Annotated in this window: 16 protein-coding genes; 8 read left to right on the plus strand and 8 right to left on the minus strand. The window is 40.7% G+C overall.

Annotated elements, in window-relative coordinates:
• Positions 1-158: 158 nt before the first annotated feature.
• Both acnB and ACMUMJ_RS10865 read right to left on the minus strand, forming a co-directional pair.
• Positions 159-2,759 (minus strand): bifunctional aconitate hydratase 2/2-methylisocitrate dehydratase, encoded by a 2,601-nt coding sequence (gene acnB / locus ACMUMJ_RS10860; RefSeq protein WP_414678857.1) that lies wholly within the window; start codon positions 2,757-2,759, stop codon positions 159-161.
• 194 nt (positions 2,760-2,953) lie between these two features.
• The gene (locus ACMUMJ_RS10865; protein ID WP_414678858.1) at positions 2,954-4,708 is read right to left on the minus strand and encodes an SUMF1/EgtB/PvdO family nonheme iron enzyme; all 1,755 of its coding nucleotides are present in this window, start codon (positions 4,706-4,708) and stop codon (positions 2,954-2,956) included.
• A 90-nt stretch (positions 4,709-4,798) separates the two neighbouring features.
• On the opposite strand from ACMUMJ_RS10865, the gene miaE reads away from it, so the two are divergent.
• Together miaE and ACMUMJ_RS10875 are read left to right on the plus strand one after the other, a co-directional pair.
• Positions 4,799-5,404: a MiaE family protein gene (miaE, locus tag ACMUMJ_RS10870; protein ID WP_414678859.1), complete on the plus strand. Its 606-nt coding sequence runs from the start codon at positions 4,799-4,801 to the stop codon at positions 5,402-5,404.
• Between the two features lie 110 nt (positions 5,405-5,514).
• Positions 5,515-5,820, plus strand: a complete 306-nt coding sequence (locus tag ACMUMJ_RS10875; RefSeq protein WP_414678860.1) for a hypothetical protein — start codon at positions 5,515-5,517, stop codon at positions 5,818-5,820.
• A gap of 56 nt (positions 5,821-5,876) precedes the next feature.
• Here ACMUMJ_RS10875 and ACMUMJ_RS10880 read toward each other — a convergent pair whose 3' ends face one another.
• From ACMUMJ_RS10880 to queC, 4 genes are all read right to left on the minus strand, one after another.
• Positions 5,877-6,668, minus strand: a complete 792-nt coding sequence (locus ACMUMJ_RS10880; RefSeq protein ID WP_414678861.1) for a UDP-2,3-diacylglucosamine diphosphatase — start codon at positions 6,666-6,668, stop codon at positions 5,877-5,879.
• A 1-nt stretch (position 6,669) separates the two neighbouring features.
• Positions 6,670-7,170, minus strand: coding sequence for a peptidylprolyl isomerase (locus tag ACMUMJ_RS10885; protein ID WP_414678862.1), 501 nt, complete (start codon positions 7,168-7,170; stop codon positions 6,670-6,672).
• A gap of 60 nt (positions 7,171-7,230) precedes the next feature.
• Positions 7,231-7,881 carry a 7-carboxy-7-deazaguanine synthase gene (gene queE / locus ACMUMJ_RS10890; protein ID WP_414678863.1) on the minus strand — a complete coding sequence of 217 codons (651 nt, stop codon included), beginning with the start codon at positions 7,879-7,881 and terminating at the stop codon, positions 7,231-7,233.
• 120 nt (positions 7,882-8,001) lie between these two features.
• Positions 8,002-8,682 (minus strand): 7-cyano-7-deazaguanine synthase QueC, encoded by a 681-nt coding sequence (queC, locus tag ACMUMJ_RS10895; RefSeq protein WP_414678894.1) that lies wholly within the window; start codon positions 8,680-8,682, stop codon positions 8,002-8,004.
• Between the two features lie 183 nt (positions 8,683-8,865).
• Here queC and ACMUMJ_RS10900 point away from each other — a divergent pair, with 183 nt between their 5' ends.
• From ACMUMJ_RS10900 to cysS, 5 genes are all read left to right on the plus strand, one after another.
• Complete coding sequence (locus ACMUMJ_RS10900) at positions 8,866-9,840, plus strand: GNAT family N-acetyltransferase (protein ID WP_414678864.1); 975 nt, start codon at positions 8,866-8,868, stop codon at positions 9,838-9,840.
• Positions 9,830-10,573, plus strand: coding sequence for an AzlC family ABC transporter permease (locus ACMUMJ_RS10905; RefSeq protein WP_414678866.1), 744 nt, complete (start codon positions 9,830-9,832; stop codon positions 10,571-10,573). Before ACMUMJ_RS10900 ends, ACMUMJ_RS10905 begins: the two co-directional genes overlap by 11 nt.
• A complete protein-coding gene (locus ACMUMJ_RS10910; RefSeq protein ID WP_414678867.1) occupies positions 10,570-10,896 on the plus strand; it encodes a branched-chain amino acid transport AzlD family protein in 327 nt (108 codons plus the stop codon). Before ACMUMJ_RS10905 ends, ACMUMJ_RS10910 begins: the two co-directional genes overlap by 4 nt.
• A gap of 107 nt (positions 10,897-11,003) precedes the next feature.
• Positions 11,004-12,674, plus strand: a complete 1,671-nt coding sequence (locus ACMUMJ_RS10915) for a glutamine--tRNA ligase/YqeY domain fusion protein (protein WP_414678868.1) — start codon at positions 11,004-11,006, stop codon at positions 12,672-12,674.
• Positions 12,675-12,683: 9 nt separating this feature from the next.
• Positions 12,684-14,066, plus strand: a complete 1,383-nt coding sequence (gene cysS / locus ACMUMJ_RS10920) for a cysteine--tRNA ligase (protein WP_414678869.1) — start codon at positions 12,684-12,686, stop codon at positions 14,064-14,066.
• Positions 14,067-14,170: 104 nt separating this feature from the next.
• Here the strand turns inward: cysS and ACMUMJ_RS10925 are convergent, their stop codons facing one another.
• Positions 14,171-14,602 carry a universal stress protein gene (locus tag ACMUMJ_RS10925; RefSeq protein ID WP_414678870.1) on the minus strand — a complete coding sequence of 144 codons (432 nt, stop codon included), beginning with the start codon at positions 14,600-14,602 and terminating at the stop codon, positions 14,171-14,173.
• A 137-nt stretch (positions 14,603-14,739) separates the two neighbouring features.
• Here ACMUMJ_RS10925 and ACMUMJ_RS10930 point away from each other — a divergent pair, with 137 nt between their 5' ends.
• Entirely contained in the window at positions 14,740-15,129 is a 390-nt protein-coding gene (locus ACMUMJ_RS10930) for a hypothetical protein (RefSeq protein ID WP_414678871.1), read from the plus strand.
• Here ACMUMJ_RS10930 and ACMUMJ_RS10935 read toward each other — a convergent pair.
• On the minus strand, positions 15,126-15,908 hold the full coding sequence (locus ACMUMJ_RS10935; RefSeq protein WP_414678872.1) for a DNA topoisomerase I: 783 nt from the start codon (positions 15,906-15,908) through the stop codon (positions 15,126-15,128). The two genes, ACMUMJ_RS10930 and ACMUMJ_RS10935, sit on opposite strands and share 4 nt — an antisense overlap.
• Between the last annotated feature and the right edge of the window lie 143 nt (positions 15,909-16,051).

A 16,051-nucleotide genomic window follows, 5' to 3' on the forward strand; every position in this document is an offset into this window, starting at 1 on the left:
GGCTCAAAATGTGCATTTATAACTCATAAACTCCGCTTTTCGTCTGTTTTTGCCTCATCTTATTGTCGTTCATGACTTCATGCAAAGGTCTCATAACAATCCTGAATATTAAGCCCTCTACAAGAGAGGGCTTTTTTGCTACAAACGTCTAAGGCAAGTTACGCGCTTGCATCTGTTGCAATAACAGAAGAGGCTTTCTTAACAAAATCGCCCATTTTGTCAAAGTTTAAATAGCTGTAAACTTCAGATGACATGCTGTTGATCTTGTTTGCGTACTCTAAATACTCTTCTGTAGTAGGAAGTTTTCCTAGTAGGGATGCTACTGCAGCTAATTCGGCAGATGCTAAATACACATCTGCGCCATTGCCTAAGCGGTTAGGAAAGTTACGAGTAGAAGTAGAAACCACTGTGGATTTTTCAGCAACACGTGCTTGGTTACCCATGCATAATGAACAACCCGGCATTTCCATACGTGCGCCAGCTTTACCGAAGATGCTGTAATAACCTTCATCAGTAAGTTGCTGTGCATCCATTTTTGTTGGAGGGGCAACCCACAGGCGAGTAGGTACAACCTGACCGGCAGCATCCAATAATTTGCCTGCTGCGCGGAAGTGGCCAATGTTCGTCATACAAGAACCAATGAATACTTCATCAATCTTAGTGCCTTGAACGTCAGATAGTAGGCGAGCATCATCAGGATCATTTGGTGCACAAAGGACAGGCTCTTTAATTGTATTAAGATCGATCTCAATGATGGTAGCGTATTCAGCATCAGCATCGGCACGCATTAGTTGAGGATTTGCTAACCACTCTTCCATTGCTTTTGCACGGCGTTCGATTGTACGTGGATCACCGTAGCCTTCTGCAATCATCCAGCGCAACATAACAATGTTAGAACGTAAGTACTCTGCTACCGATTCTTCAGACAGATTGATTGAGCAGCCTGCTGCTGAACGTTCAGCAGAAGCATCGGATAACTCAAATGCTTGTTCCGCTGTTAGGTTTTCAAGACCTTCGATTTCAAGAATGCGGCCAGAGAAAATGTTTTTCTTACCTTTTTTCTCAACCGTTAAATGACCTTCTTGAATAGCTTGGTAAGGAATGGCATGAACCAAATCTCGTAACGTAATACCAGGTTGCATTTCACCGGTAAAACGCACCAAAACCGATTCAGGCATATCAAGCGGCATTACGCCTGTTGCCGCAGCAAAAGCCACTAAGCCAGATCCAGCAGGGAAGGAAATACCTAGAGGGAAGCGAGTGTGGGAGTCACCGCCAGTACCTACTGTATCAGGTAGTAGCATGCGATTTAACCAAGAGTGGATGATGCCATCACCTGGGCGTAAGGAAACGCCAGCGCGATTTCTGATGAAATCCGGTAGTGTGTGGTGGGTTACAACATCAACTGGTTTTGGGTAAGCAGCCGTGTGACAGAAAGACTGCATTACTAGGTCGGCAGAAAAGCCAAGGCAAGCAAGATCTTTTAATTCGTCACGTGTCATTGGGCCTGTTGTATCTTGGGAACCGACCGTAGTCATTTTAGGTTCGCAATATGTGCCAGGACGAACACCTGTTACACCACACGCTTTACCAACCATTTTTTGTGCAAGCGTGTAGCCTTTACCAGTGTCTTCTGTTTCCCCAGGTGTTTTAAAGAGGTCAACTGGACCAAGACCCAATACTTCACGAGCGCGAGTAGTTAAACCACGTCCAATGATTAGAGGAATTCGACCACCAGCACGAACTTCGTCTAGAAGCACTTCTGTTTTTAATTCAAAAGTACTGACAACGTCATCGGTGTTGTGTTTTTTAACAACGCCTTCGTAGATGTAGATATCAATTACATCACCCATTTCTAGGGAGTTTACATCCATTTCGATTGGTAAAGCGCCTGCATCTTCCATTGTATTGAAGAAAATAGGTGCGATTTTGTTACCAATACAAACACCACCTCCACGTTTATTTGGGATGAAAGGGATGTCTTCACCCATGTGCCATAATACGGAGTTGGTTGCAGACTTACGGCTTGAGCCAGTCCCTACAACATCACCAACATAAGCCAGTGGGAAGCCTTTTTGTTTGATTGCTTCGATTTGCTTAATTGGTCCAATCGTACCGTCGTCATCAGGATTGATTCCGTCACGAGACATTTTAAGCATTGCATTTGCATGTAATGGAATGTCTGGGCGTGACCAAGCATCAGGTGCAGGGGATAGGTCATCTGTATTTGTCTCGCCTGTTACTTTAAATACGGTAACAGTAATTTTCTCCGCTGGTTTTGGTTTTGAGGTAAACCATTCTCCTGCTGCCCAAGATTCGATGACGGCTTTGGCGTGAACATTACCTGCTTTCGCTTTTTCTTCCACATCATGGAATGCATCAAATACAAGCAATGTTGTTGACAATGCTTTGGCTGCAATTGGTGCTAATGCGTCATTGTCTAAGCAACTAATTAAAGGTTGTACGTTATAACCACCAAGCATGGTGCCTAGTAACTCTACGGCTAACTTTGGAGAGATTAATGGAGAGCTTGCTTCGCCAGTAGTGATTGCGGCAAGGAATCCCGCTTTTACATAAGCAGCTTGGTCAACCCCTGCTGGGACGCGATTTTTTAAAAGGTCAAGAATGAAATCTTCTTCACCTGCTGGTGGGTTTTTTAGAAGTTCAACAAGCGTAGAAACTTGATCAGCATCAAGTGCTGTTGGTGGAATGCCTTCTAATGCGCGTTCTTCAACGTGTTTACGATATGCTTCTAACACTATTTATTCCCCTTTATTATTCTCTGCCTACTTTGATAGTACGTAGGTATAATTACGCGAAAGTATATTACAAACTGTAAGTACGCTTTCTGTGTGTGTTAACTCTATTTTATAGGATTATCTTACTAAAAAATGCTTTCTCGTCATAATAATTCAAAATAAGCAGCATTTAGTAGAGTTATTATTCTTTATAATCATTGAGTTACATTGCTTTTAACGACTCTGGTGACCCGAAAGCCCCAGTTACTTGCTTTTAAATTAGGATCCGCACGATACCGTGTTGAACTCCTTCCTACACGCGGAATATCAAACCATGATCCGCCACGAAGGACTCGGTTGTCACAACTGCTGCTTGACCATATTGTGTTAGATGACGGAGCATTTACATAATTGTCGTGATAACAGTCTTCTACCCATTCAGCTACATTGCCATGCATGTCAAATAGCCCTAATGGGTTGCTTAATAAGCTGCCGACTGGTGCGGTGGATTGCCCGTCCCATTGGCTGCCGCAGCCGTCACAAACAGAGTAACCGGAGCTTACAGAGTCACCGTACCAAAAAGAAGAGTCTGAGCCTGCTCTGATAGAAAACTCCCATTCAATCTCTGTTGGTAATCGATACTCTTCACCGGTTTGTTGTATAAGCCAGTTTGTATAGGCCTTTGCATCATACCAACTTACATTGATAACGGGGCGCATACCTCTCCCCCAACCATTGTCTGGAGGGAGAGGGCGATTTGTCGAGTTGGCAAATAAATCATATTGATTAAACGTTACTTCATAAGAGCTAATGTAGAACCCTGTCGGCACGTTGACTGTGTGTACGGGTTTTTCATTATCATCACCAATATTTTGCAAGTCTCCCATTTCAAAAGTGCTTGGCTGTATTTTTGTTACTTCTGGTGCTTTGCCACCTATTTCTAAAGTATCTTGGAGCTTATTTGGAAGTGCTGTAAATATTTCTTCGGGTGTTTTTTCTTCAACTTGAATTATGTTTGGTGCTGGCACCTGTTCTGTCTCAATGGGGTCATCTGTGAGTAATAAAGCGGCAGCAACAGACAGTGATAAAATCGTTCCTGTAATGCCAGCAATAATGGCTTTTTTCTTTGAGGAAAATGCTTTTTTAAAGGAATTCATGTTTGTTTCAATGCTTTGATTGGATGTCGCAAGGTACAAATTTGCTCTGAGTAAGCGAATAACATCAAGTAGGTTTTTCGGACGCTGTTTAACCGGTGTTTTACACCAATTGCAGATGCTTTTCCAATCTTTGTCTTTAATGGCTGGGTGTGAAGGGGGGAGGCTCATAGTGCTGTCACTGGCAATCTTGGATTCCCCAATAAGAGCGGCAATTAAAATTCTCATGAAAGAGTAGGCATCTGTGCTTGCATTTATCTTTCGCTGAGTTGTCTTGGATTCTGGCGCAATAAACCTTAAGTCAGCTTCGTTTTCTGTTATATCAGAAAGCCAGTTATTATGGCCAAACGCAACCATCACTCCCACGCCATTAACAACATGAATGTGACTCAAATCTAATGTACCATGAAATAAATTGTTTTGATGAGATTGATCTAATGCCTTAGCAATGCCTTCAAAAATACTGATGACGACATTTAATGGTGCACCGTCAGGGTGCTTCCCTAAGAAGCTAAATAGCTTTTCTCCACCGCAGACCGCAGACGAGCCAAATACCCAGACATTTGAATAAAATGGTGGGTAAATTGGTGTAATGGAGGGGTGCTTTAAATTCAGGTACTTTCTAGAGTTTGCTAAAAAATCATCGGCACTACCTCGGCTTGGGTCATAAAAACGCAAGACAAAAGGTCGACCACCTTGATCAGCAACCCAACTGTTTTTTGTGTTACCTAGCGGGTAGTTTAAGATATAGGGATCTAACTCAAGACCTACTTTAAGCCCAATCGAAAGTTTGTTTGGATCAAAAAACTGATTCATTGTTAAAATGGCATCCAAATCAAAGAGTTGTTACTTTAAATTTTATACAATAGCTATAAATTCGTGTTTTTTCATTAAAAAGGTAGAAAAATGTTATCCTCTTACCCTGAATTAATGGCTTTTTTGCCTTGTACCTCCCCTGCACCTTGGATTGAGTGGGCAATAAATAATCCAGAATTGATGTTGGTTGATCATGCGCATTGTGAAAAAAAAGCAGCATCAACAGCGATGAGCCTCATGTATCGCTATGTAGAGAGAGATAATTTATTGCATAAAATGTCTCGTTTAGCTAGGGAAGAGCTAATTCATTTTGAGCAAGTTCATAAGTTAATGCGAAGTAGAGGCATAGCGTATCAACACTTGGCTGCATCAAGATACGCAGATGGGCTCCGTAAGAACATTCGCACGCATGAACCTGCAAGGTTGGTCGATACATTGATTGTTGGTGCATTTGTTGAGGCGAGGTCGTGTGAAAGATTTGCCGCACTGGCTCCTCATTTAGACGATGAATTGTCCAAGTTTTACTTGTCACTGCTAAAATCTGAAGCAAGACATTTTGAAGATTATTTAGCGTTGGCGGAAGAATACAGTGAAGAGCCTATCTGTGATCGAGTCGCTCTTTTTCGTGCGGTTGAAGAAGAATTGATTACAACACCGGATGTTGAGTTTCGACTGCATAGCGGGCCTCCACAGTAGAATTTAGAGTGTTCTATGTAGGATGAGAGTGTGTTTGTTTAAAAGTTTTCTATTATCTCCAGAGAATGCTGCTACACTTTAAAAATGAGGCAGTAGAGCTGGAGAATATCATGAAAGATAAACTTGCAGATGTGACTTATTGGCTAGCAATGGAGATTGCTAAAAATGACCCACCAGTAAATTTAGATGAAATTTATCAAGGTTCTCTTGAGTTGGACTACTTGTATCAAGTGCTAACGAATAAAGCGCAAGGCTATTGGCAATCTGCTCATAGTGAAGAATTAACGCCAGTGCTAGTAAATAACGCTTTTTTTCGAGCGATTGCATTATTGTATGATCGTAACTTGGAGTACGAACGTTCACGAAATGCAAAAGAAACAATATGGGTGAAAGATTTACTTCACCTACCTATGTGATAAGCGTAGAGAGTAAAGCAACTCAATGAAAGAATATGTGCTTTGTTACGTAAATTTTAGTTTAGGTGTAAAGAGTGTATCTTTTCTAAGTGTGTTTTATGCCAACTCTGGGAGGTAGCTATCAAATTAATTGGCAATCTGTATTGAGTGAGTTCGTTGTTATGTAATACAGCGAGCCAAACAAAATCATCCCAGTCCCCTAAAACGAGTCGGTTATATTCATCTGTATGTAGGCGTGGTTTGTGTGTATGTCCGTGTATGCAGTGATTGCAATTCAATTTTTTTAATGTTGCTGCAATTTCAGATTTGGTCACATCCATGATGTCATTGTTTTTTTCAGCGGACATGCTTTTGCTGTCATTTCGCAGCTGCTCCGCTAATGCTATCCGATGCTCTAAAGGTAGCCCCAATACATGATCTTGCCACTCTTGCTGGCGAACTTGTTTTCTGAACGCTTGGTATTCAACGTCTTCAATACAGTATTCATCGCCATGAGACAGAAGAATCGACGAAGAGTTTGATGAATGAATGATCGTTTGTTCAGGGATAAGTCTGGCTCCGACGCTTTCTGCCCATCGCTCACCGAGTAGAAAATCTCTATTGCCATGCATAACAAACAGATTAATGTTTGAATCTCTTAATGATGACAACGAACTCATGATGGGGTGGTTCCAATCAGGGTTATGGTCATCTCCAATCCAAGCTTCATAGAAGTCGCCTAAAATGTAGAATTCAGTTGCTTGCTGGCATTCTGAGTGTTTGATTTGATCAATTAATAAAGTAAACGCCCGGGTTAGATCCGGGCGTTTCTCGCTTAAATGCAAATCAGATATAAAATATCTAAGCATTTTATGACTCTTTGATGATCTCTGCGCTTTCGATGATTACGTCTTCAACTGGTACATCTTGATGGCCAGATTTTGTTGTCGTCTCGACTTCTTTGATTTTGTTTACTACATCAATGCCTGCAGTTACTTTTCCAAATACAGCATAGCCCCAACCATTTGTTGTTTTTGACTTGTGGTTTAGGAATCCATTGTTACCTACATTAATGAAAAATTGAGACGATGCAGAATGAGGGTCCATTGTACGAGCCATAGCAAGCGTGCCAATTTCATTGGTTAAACCGTTGTCCGCTTCGTTTTCAATTGGGTCATTGCTGTCTTTTTGTATCATTCCAGGCTCAAACCCACCGCCTTGGATCATGAAACCATTGATGACACGATGAAAAATAAGACCATTGTAAAAGCCAGATTCAACATACGCTTCAAAGTTTTTTGACGACTTAGGTGCTTTTTCGTAATTTAATTCAATAGTGATATCGCCGTGATTAGTATGAAGAACGATCATAATATGATTCCTTAATAAATAGTTAAATCAAAAAAATGACTCAAGCTGACGCTAAGCCATTCAATCTATGTTGAGCATTTTATGTGTTTGTAAGCTAAGACGCCACTGTGGATTATGCAAACAATAGCGAAGAGTGAGATTTTGTGTCGCTTCTGGTGAAATTCGATCCTCTGGCAAGTGGCTTTGATCCATTGGCTGTAAATAAAAGTAATCAAAATCTAAGGAGGTAAAAAACTGGGGAGGTAAATGTTCTTGCGGGTAAACAAGCTTTAACTCATTGCCCTTATTGACAATTAGTGTCTTTGTGGTTTTGGGGCTGACACAGATCCAATCAATGCCTTCAGGTAAGGGCAGTGTGCCATTTGTTTCAATAGCAATTTCGAAACCAAGGGAATGCATGGCATTAATTAATTCGCTGTCCAGTTGGAGTGCAGGCTCTCCACCAGTAAAGACTACGTATTTATGGGTGTTTTTAACAGGCCAAAGTGATTGTAAGTGTTGAGCTAAGTCAAAAGCATTGCGAAATTTTCCGCCATTTTGGCCATCTGTTCCAATGAAGTCGGTATCGCAGAATTGGCATTCTGATGTGGATCGATGGGTCTCTTTGCCAGACCATAAATTACAACCAGTAAAACGACAGAATATAGCAGGACGTCCCGTATGTGTGCCTTCTCCCTGAAGAGAATAAAAAGCTTCTTTAACTGAATACATATATGTTACACCTTATTGATTACTCGAATACAGTCGAGGCAACGGTGAACAACTTTAGTCAATGATTAGTACATCTGTGGAACAGAAGCTAATCAACTAAAATTGAGATGAATGAGTGGTTTATTCGTATGCAAGTGGATCTTGCATGTCTTGTTCTGCGAATGCTTCTAGGCGCTCAACACAAGAGCCACATTTACCACAGGCTTTTTCCCTGCCGTTATAGCATGTCCATGTATCTATGTAGTTTAACCCCATCGCAAGACCTGAAGCTAAAATTTCACCCTTCGTATTGTTTAGATAAGGCGTTACTATTTCAACGGGTTGGTAATTGGCGATTTGAGATACGGCATTCATGGCGTGAACAAATTCAGGGCGACAGTCTGGGTAAATGTGATGATCACCAGAGTGTGCTCCATAATGTACTGCGGATGCTTCTAAAGAAACGGCGTAGGCAATTGCCATTGAAAGTAGAACCATATTTCGATTAGGAACAACGGTCGATTTCATGTTGTCGTCTTTATAATGACCTTCAGGAATGTCAATATCGCTTGTAAGAGACGACCCTGCCATTAATGAATTAATGCTGCTTATATCAGCGATTTTGTGTGAAACGTTCAATGCTTGACACACTTTGTGAGCCACGACGAGTTCTTTTGAATGTTTTTGCCCATAATTGAATGAAATGGCAAACACGTCCGCTCCGGATTTTATTGCGTTATGCAGTACGGTAAATGAATCCATCCCACCAGAATACACAACCACCACTTTTTTTGACATTGCTCCCCCTATAGGTTGTTTTATCTGTGTTTGACAAAAGTATGTATGAGTTCAAAACCTTATGTAAAACAAAGTGACCATAATCGGCAGCGAGATTATAACAGAAATGAATGTCAACTCTTAAGTTAAGTTCTGTCTTTTTGGGGTTGATTGCAGTAATTGAGATTGATATTATGATATTAAGTAACCGGTTACGGATATTATAATATGGAACAATTTGGTGTGTTGACGCTTGGCAGCCGCTTAAAAAGGTTGAGTGATTGCTTGTTTACAGAAGTGCAGGATCTTTACGTTCGTTGTGATATAGCCATCTCAGCGACGTATTTTCCAATTCTAAAATTGTTGCAAGTAAGCGGTCCTATTTCGGTTGTAGAAATTGCGAGTCAACTCAAGCTGTCCCACCCAGCGATTAGCAAGCAAGTGTCTAAGATGGTTAGTGAAGGGTTGATTGAGAAAGTGTCGGATCTAAAAGACAGTCGGCGCTACATGTTGATGCTTTCAGATAAAGGGTGTTCAGTAATGCTGGCGCTTAAACCCATCCTGGCAGAAATGCAGTTTGTATTAGAGCAGGTCATTGGTTTAGCTGGGAATGATTTTTTAACGTCACTTGGAATATTGGAAGAACAACTGATTAATGGACAATTGAAGTCCAAAATATTGGATAGATTGTACGGTGTGACCATTGTTCCCTTTCAATCGATACATGCTGAAGGGCTATACCGAATTAATATGATATGGCTAAAGCGTTACTTCCCAACTCAAATAGCGGAATACGATGAAGCTATTTTGAGTGATCCCAAAAGCCATATCTTAAATAAGGGAGGCAAGATTTGGGTTGCAGTAAGTGAGCGTCCAGATGCCGTTGACATATTAGGGACGGTAATGGTTAAGCCTAACGTAGAAAAAGGATCGATTGAAATGATGAAAATGGCTGTAAGTGACCATGCTCAGCGTAAAGGAGTGGCACAGAGCCTGTTTAATGAGGTTCTGCGCTATGCAGAAGCAAGAAAGGTGAATGTCATTACATTGGAAACCTCTTCGATACTGGAGTCAGCCAGAATGTTTTATGAGAAAAATGGCTTTTATAAAAAGCACAATGCAGTCCCATTCATTTATGAAAGGACAGATGTTTATATGGAAAAATGCATGAATCAGAATCAAGGAATAAACAGTGGCCATTAACGATGATCAAGTAAATGTTGCTCAAGAAATGAAGCGAGGTGCTATTGCGTCCATTCCTATGATAATAGGAGGAATTCCGTTTGGTATTTTATTTGGCTCATTGGCGTCAAGTTATGATTTAAGCCCGTGGTTTGCGGTTGCAATGTCCATGTTTGTATTTGCGGGGTCAGCACAATTTGTTGCTATTGGATTGATTTCAATTGATGCGCCATTATGGGTGATTGTTTCTACAACGTTTATCGTCAATTTAAGGCACCTTCTTTATGCGGCTGATTTGGTTAAATACGTCAAGCATTTACCCATTACAACACGTTTTGTTATGGGCTTTGGCTTGACTGATGAAACTTATGCAGCGGTGCAGCCTCTGTATGGAACTGGTACGATAAATAAAGAATCAGGGCATTATGCTTATTTAGGTTCATTTCTCTCTTTTTATATTATGTGGAATATCACAACCGTGTTAGGTGTACTTTTTGGTGAACTGGTGCCCGGCATGAGTGATTGGGGGCTTGAGTTTGCTATGGTAGCAACGTTTATTAGCATTATTACCCCGTATTTAAAATCGTATCCATTTTGGTTGTCTATGGTTTCTGCAGGTGTTGCATCTATTGTTCTATTTGATCTGCCTAACAACTTAGGGTTGTTGATTTCGGCCATTGTTGGTGTGGGAATTGGATATTTTGCGGATCTACGTTATTCACCAATAAATGAACATCAGGAGAGGGCCCAATGAACACGATACACTGTGTTTTTATTATCCTTGGCATGTTTGCAGTCACGTTTGGCATAAGGTTTGTTTTGTTTGCGAGAGCCAATAAAGTGGTTATGCCTGCTTTTTTAGATAGAGCGTTAAAATTTGTACCAGTCGCAGTATTAACGGCTATTATCACGCCAATGGTTGTTATTTCGAATAAAAGTATCGACGTTTCACTGAGTAACTCTTGGTTGTTGGGAGCTGTGTTTGCGTTTTTAACGGGTATTTGGCTACAAAAGCAACTGTTAACAATCATTGTGGGTGTGTTTGTGTTTTTTGTCGCGAAATTTATCGGCAGTTAAGGGGATTTTTTCGTTTAGCCGTTATTACTATGAAACCTAAATCGGATATACTAACGAACAAAATTAACAATCTTGTTAGATGAACTCAGATCGGGACACGCATTTACATGTCAGAGACTCCAAAGCCAGGCAACTTTATAACTCAAATTATTGAAAAAGATAATGAAACAGGAAAATACGCGGGTAATGTAATGACTCGTTTTCCACCAGAGCCAAATGGTTATTTGCATATTGGTCACGCAAAGTCTATTTGTTTAAATTTTGGTATTGCCGAACGTTTTAATGGTCAATGTAATCTACGTTTTGATGATACCAATCCAGAAAAAGAAAGCTTGGAATACATCAACTCAATTAAGAAGGATGTTGAGTGGTTAGGGTTTGAGTGGGCTGAAGAGCCAAAATTTGCTTCAAACTATTTTGATCAATTATTTGATTTTGCCGTTGAATTGATCAAACTAGGGAAAGCGTATGTGTGCAAACTAACGCCTGATGAAATGCGAGAATACCGAGGAACATTAAAAGAGCCAGGTAAGAATAGCCCTTACAGAGATACGACGCCAGAAGAAAACGTTGCTTTGTTTATGGAAATGAAAAAAGGCAAATTTGCGGATGGTGAAATGGTGCTACGCGCAAAAATAGATATGGCGAGCCCAAACATGAACATGCGTGATCCTATTATTTATCGTATTCGTCATATGCATCATCATCAAACGGGCGATAAATGGTGTGTGTACCCAATGTATGATTTCACTCATTGTCTTTCGGATGCAATGGAGAGTGTCACACATTCAATTTGCACATTGGAATTTCAAGATCATAGACCTTTGTACGATTGGGTGCTTGACACATTGAAAACAGCGCACCCACAACAAATTGAATTTGCACGACTGAATTTAAATTATACAGTAACCAGTAAGCGTAAACTTAAACAATTGGTGGATGACGGTCATGTTGAGGGGTGGGATGATCCTCGTATGTCGACCATTTCTGGTTTACGTAGACGTGGTTATACAGCGCGTTCTATCCGTAATTTTTGCGAGCGTATTGGTGTAACTCGCTCTGATGGCATTGTGGATGTTGGCATGTTAGAGCACGCTGTTCGCGAAGATTTGGATCAAGGTGCAAATCGTGCAATGGCTGTGTTAAACCCAATCAAAGTGACATTAACAAACTATCTTGACGATAAAGAAGAAATTTTTACGGTGAACAACCACCCTAAAAAAACTGAAGCGGGAACGCGCCAAGTTCCATTCTCAAAAAACTTATTCATCGATGCGGCTGACTTCGCTGAAACTCCACCGAAAAAGTGGAAGCGTTTGACTTTAGGAGGAGCGGTTCGTCTACGTGGTGGCTATGTTATAACCTGTGATGAAGCGATTAAAGATGCAGACGGAAATGTTGTCGAGCTTTTGTGTCGTTATGATGAAAATACACTAGGCGTTAATCCGGAAGGATATAAACCGAAAGGGGTTATTCATTGGGTAAGTGCTAAGCATGCGGTTACGGCAGAAGTACGCCTTTATGATCGTCTATTTAATGAGGCTGCGCCTGATGCGCATCATGAAACAAAAACCTTCTTAGACTTTATTAATAAAGAGTCCTTGGTCGTATTACAGAACGCAAAATTAGAACCGTCTCTTGAGCATGCTGCGAAAGGAACTGGATTTCAGTTTGAACGAGAAGGGTATTTCTGTCGAGATTTGGTTTCTGATAAGTTGATCTTTAACCGCACGGTTACACTACGTGATTCCTGGGCAAAAATTGAAGCAAAAAGGTAATACAAGCTAATGCTTAAAATATACAACACACTCACAGGTAAAAAAGAAGAATTTCATCCGATTGTACCCGGCAAAGTTGGTATGTATGTGTGTGGTAATACCGTTTACGATTATTGCCATATTGGTCATGCACGGGCAATGATATCGTTTGACCTTATTTCTCGCCACTTTCGTCATATTGGTTATGATTTGAACTATGTTCGAAACATTACCGACGTAGAAGATAAAATCATAAAAAGAGCGGCTGAAAATAACGAAACAACCGAATCATTAACTCAGCGCATGATTGCAGCGCAAATTGAAGATGAGCTGAAATTGGGTAATAAAATGCCTGACCGCGAACCAAAAGCAACAGAATTCATGCAGGAAATGATTGATTTGATTCAAACATTAATCGACAAAGGGTTTGCTTATCAAGGTTCAACGGGCGATGTGTACTATCGCGCATCTGCTTTTAAAGAGTACGGGAAATTAAATAATCGTAAACTTGAAGACATGTTAGCTGGTGCTCGAATTGATGTTGAAATGGCCAAAGAGCATCCTGCGGACTTTGTTTTGTGGAAAATGGTAAAAGAAGGTGAAGTGCATTGGGCATCGCCTTGGGGGGCAGGTCGTCCCGGTTGGCACATTGAATGTTCAGCGATGGCTACTAGCTGCTTAGGTGCGCATTTTGACATTCATGGCGGTGGCCCAGATTTAAAATTTCCACATCATGAGAATGAAATTGCCCAGGCAGAAGCTGCAACTGGAGAAAAGTATGCCAATGTTTGGATGCATTGTGGCCCTGTTCGTGTGAATAATGAAAAAATGTCTAAATCCCTTGGAAATTTTTTCACAGTGCGAGAGGTGCTTGAAAAGTACAATCCAGAAGTGATTCGCTTCTTAATGGTATCAAGCCAGTATCGCAGTGCGATTGATTACTCTGAGAGCAGCTTACTGGAAGCAAAAGTGAAATTAGAGAGATTGTATAACGCGTTGAAAGAGCAATCTTTGTCTGATCATTATGTGCAGTCGGACTTTTCAGTTCGTTTTAACGACGCGATGAATGATGATTTTAATACGCCAGTTGCTATTGCTGTGTTATTTGATTTGGCACGTGAGCTTAATAAGGCTAAAACAAGTAGCCCAAGAGAGGCGGAAGTACTGGCAAAAGAGCTATCTGTTTTGTCGGAATTGCTTGGCTTATTACAGCAAGACCCAGAATACTTCTTGCAAAACAGTGTGATTGCAGAGGGTTTGAGTGCAGAGCAAATTGAAGCGTTCATTGTTGAACGGAAGCAGGCACGTAAAGATAAAAACTTTGTTCGTAGTGATGAGATAAGGGATGAGTTGGCTGCTCAAGGGGTGGAGTTGCTAGACAGTCGCGAAGGGACAAGCTGGACGCGTCGCTAATGCTTGATTGCTCTAGAGGTTAATGCTTAAGTAATACAAAAGTAATAGAAGGTGGTCAAATGACCACCTTCTGTTTTATGACGCTTGTTTAATAGGTAATGGTGTTAGTCTTTGACTCTTACTGCCAATACGTCGCAAGGTGCTCCATGTAAGACACCGTTTGCTGTTGAACCTAGTAATAGGGCTAAACCATGTCGTCCATGGCTCCCTACGACAATGAGATCCGCGTCTTTTTCTTCTGCAAGTCGATGAATTTCATGTTCAATTCCGCCTTGCGTAATGCAGGTTTCAATTGGAGTAATGTCAATTTGCTGAATCAAAAGATCCATTTTATTTGCCGCGTCCGTATGCAGTTGGTGTTGGATGTCGGTTATGTCTATAGGGACGTCACCTCCATAAGCATAATTTAAAGACTCAATAACATGTATTAAAATTAACTCAGCGCCAGAGTTTTTACATAATTGTATGGCCTTGTCTGATACTTGATTCATTCCATCTGTTAGATCGGCCGCAAGTATTATTTTTTTATAGGGCATAAGCGCCTCCAATTCATTACACAATAATAATAGTTCAATTTGAGAAGATGATGACAATAATAATCGTAGTATTTATAACCTTATCTTTACTGGGCTCAGTCATGTGGATTATGCCATCAAAAAGAGACAAGGATAAGATGTCTTTGAGAATGGAGGCTCGTAAATACCAGCTGACAGTCCAGTTAATGCAAGTAAACATACCAGACAAATGGGATAAAACAACAATTTCTATTGCATCGTGTGCATATCGATTGAATCGAATAAAAGAGCTTAAGACATTAGAAGGGACGATTCGCATGTTTCCTAATGAAGTTTGGAAGCATGCACTGGTTTGCGATGGCTGGTGGTCGAATGCTGCAATAACGCTGTCGCCAGAAGCTATATCTAATTTGGCAATCATTGACGGAAGCGTTGACTGCATTGAAATATCGTCTAATTCAGTGACGTGCTTCTGGAAAGAGTTAGGCGATGACAAAAGTGTAAAAGCACTGGCTGAGCTGCTTCAAGAGTTGCAAAATATTCGCTAAGTATCTTTTTCATTTTCATCAAGCAGTTGATCATCAGGCGTCTCATCAAGATCCAGAACTAAATCTGCAACGGATTCATCTGGGTTATCTGTATTTACAATAGCAACAATGGGTGGCGCTAAAATGGCTTGGAATTGTTTTTCTACGTATTCAATGGCTTGATGTCTTTCAGGTCGATCAATTGAGGTTGCTTTCAAGTGAGACATGATCACAGTGTAAAGAGATTGAGCGACTCTCATGTCTCCACTGGATATGTTGTTGTTAGCCTGTACGAGCTGCCGGTTCAATTGCAACCATAGATTCAGCCAACGTATGTAGTCATAGCACGCTTTGTAGTGAGAGTGGCTAATGCGGCCCTTACGGCGCATGTATAACAACAACTTAGCAACCTTCGTTAAACGTTCTTTGTATTTTGCTTTTTCTTGGAAGCTATAGGAATGCGGTGTGGTTGTGAATTCAACTAAATCTTGGTTACGTTCTTCTTCTGCTTTGGATATTCTTTGTTCAATTTCCTCTGGGTGATCACTGTAATTCATTAAATCTCTTAACGTGTCGATATAAAAGTCGTATAAAACATCCGTTACAATGGAGTCCGTATTAATATTTTTTAAGCCTGCTACATGGTGCTGTACACGATCGGCTCGGTTGAGTAACTGTAGGCTCTTAAAGCGACGCTCGGTTGCTTCTTTTTCTTTTTGATGTGCCCTTGTACCTACGATTACTGAGATCACAACAATGATAAATAAAGCGGTAATTGTGAGTATTTGTAGTAATGGCATGATTGTCCTTAGGCGATTTATTGAGTATGTTAAAAAAGAAACGGGTAATTTGGCAAATAATAATGTGCGAAACAATACAGTGATAACTTGTCATATAAAAGAGGTTTGCTTAATATCAGCGCCCCGAGCGAATAAATTACGCA

It is taken from the genome of Marinomonas phycocola, assembly GCF_047525455.1.
In the GTDB taxonomy this organism is placed as follows: Bacteria; Pseudomonadota; Gammaproteobacteria; order Pseudomonadales; family Marinomonadaceae; genus Marinomonas.

Coding starts and splice junctions, on each gene's coding strand:
- ACMUMJ_RS10865 (WP_414678858.1), bottom strand. CDS start 4,708: ATGAATCAGTTTTTTGATCCAAACAAACTTTCGATTGGGCTTAAAGTA.
- miaE (WP_414678859.1), top strand. CDS start 4,799: ATGTTATCCTCTTACCCTGAATTAATGGCTTTTTTGCCTTGTACCTCC.
- ACMUMJ_RS10875 (WP_414678860.1), top strand. CDS start 5,515: ATGAAAGATAAACTTGCAGATGTGACTTATTGGCTAGCAATGGAGATT.
- ACMUMJ_RS10880 (WP_414678861.1), bottom strand. CDS start 6,668: ATGCTTAGATATTTTATATCTGATTTGCATTTAAGCGAGAAACGCCCG.
- ACMUMJ_RS10885 (WP_414678862.1), bottom strand. CDS start 7,170: ATGATCGTTCTTCATACTAATCACGGCGATATCACTATTGAATTAAAT.
- queE (WP_414678863.1), bottom strand. CDS start 7,881: ATGTATTCAGTTAAAGAAGCTTTTTATTCTCTTCAGGGAGAAGGCACA.
- ACMUMJ_RS10900 (WP_414678864.1), top strand. CDS start 8,866: ATGGAACAATTTGGTGTGTTGACGCTTGGCAGCCGCTTAAAAAGGTTG.
- ACMUMJ_RS10910 (WP_414678867.1), top strand. CDS start 10,570: ATGAACACGATACACTGTGTTTTTATTATCCTTGGCATGTTTGCAGTC.
- ACMUMJ_RS10915 (WP_414678868.1), top strand. CDS start 11,004: ATGTCAGAGACTCCAAAGCCAGGCAACTTTATAACTCAAATTATTGAA.
- cysS (WP_414678869.1), top strand. CDS start 12,684: ATGCTTAAAATATACAACACACTCACAGGTAAAAAAGAAGAATTTCAT.
- ACMUMJ_RS10925 (WP_414678870.1), bottom strand. CDS start 14,602: ATGCCCTATAAAAAAATAATACTTGCGGCCGATCTAACAGATGGAATG.
- ACMUMJ_RS10930 (WP_414678871.1), top strand. CDS start 14,740: ATGTCTTTGAGAATGGAGGCTCGTAAATACCAGCTGACAGTCCAGTTA.
- ACMUMJ_RS10935 (WP_414678872.1), bottom strand. CDS start 15,908: ATGCCATTACTACAAATACTCACAATTACCGCTTTATTTATCATTGTT.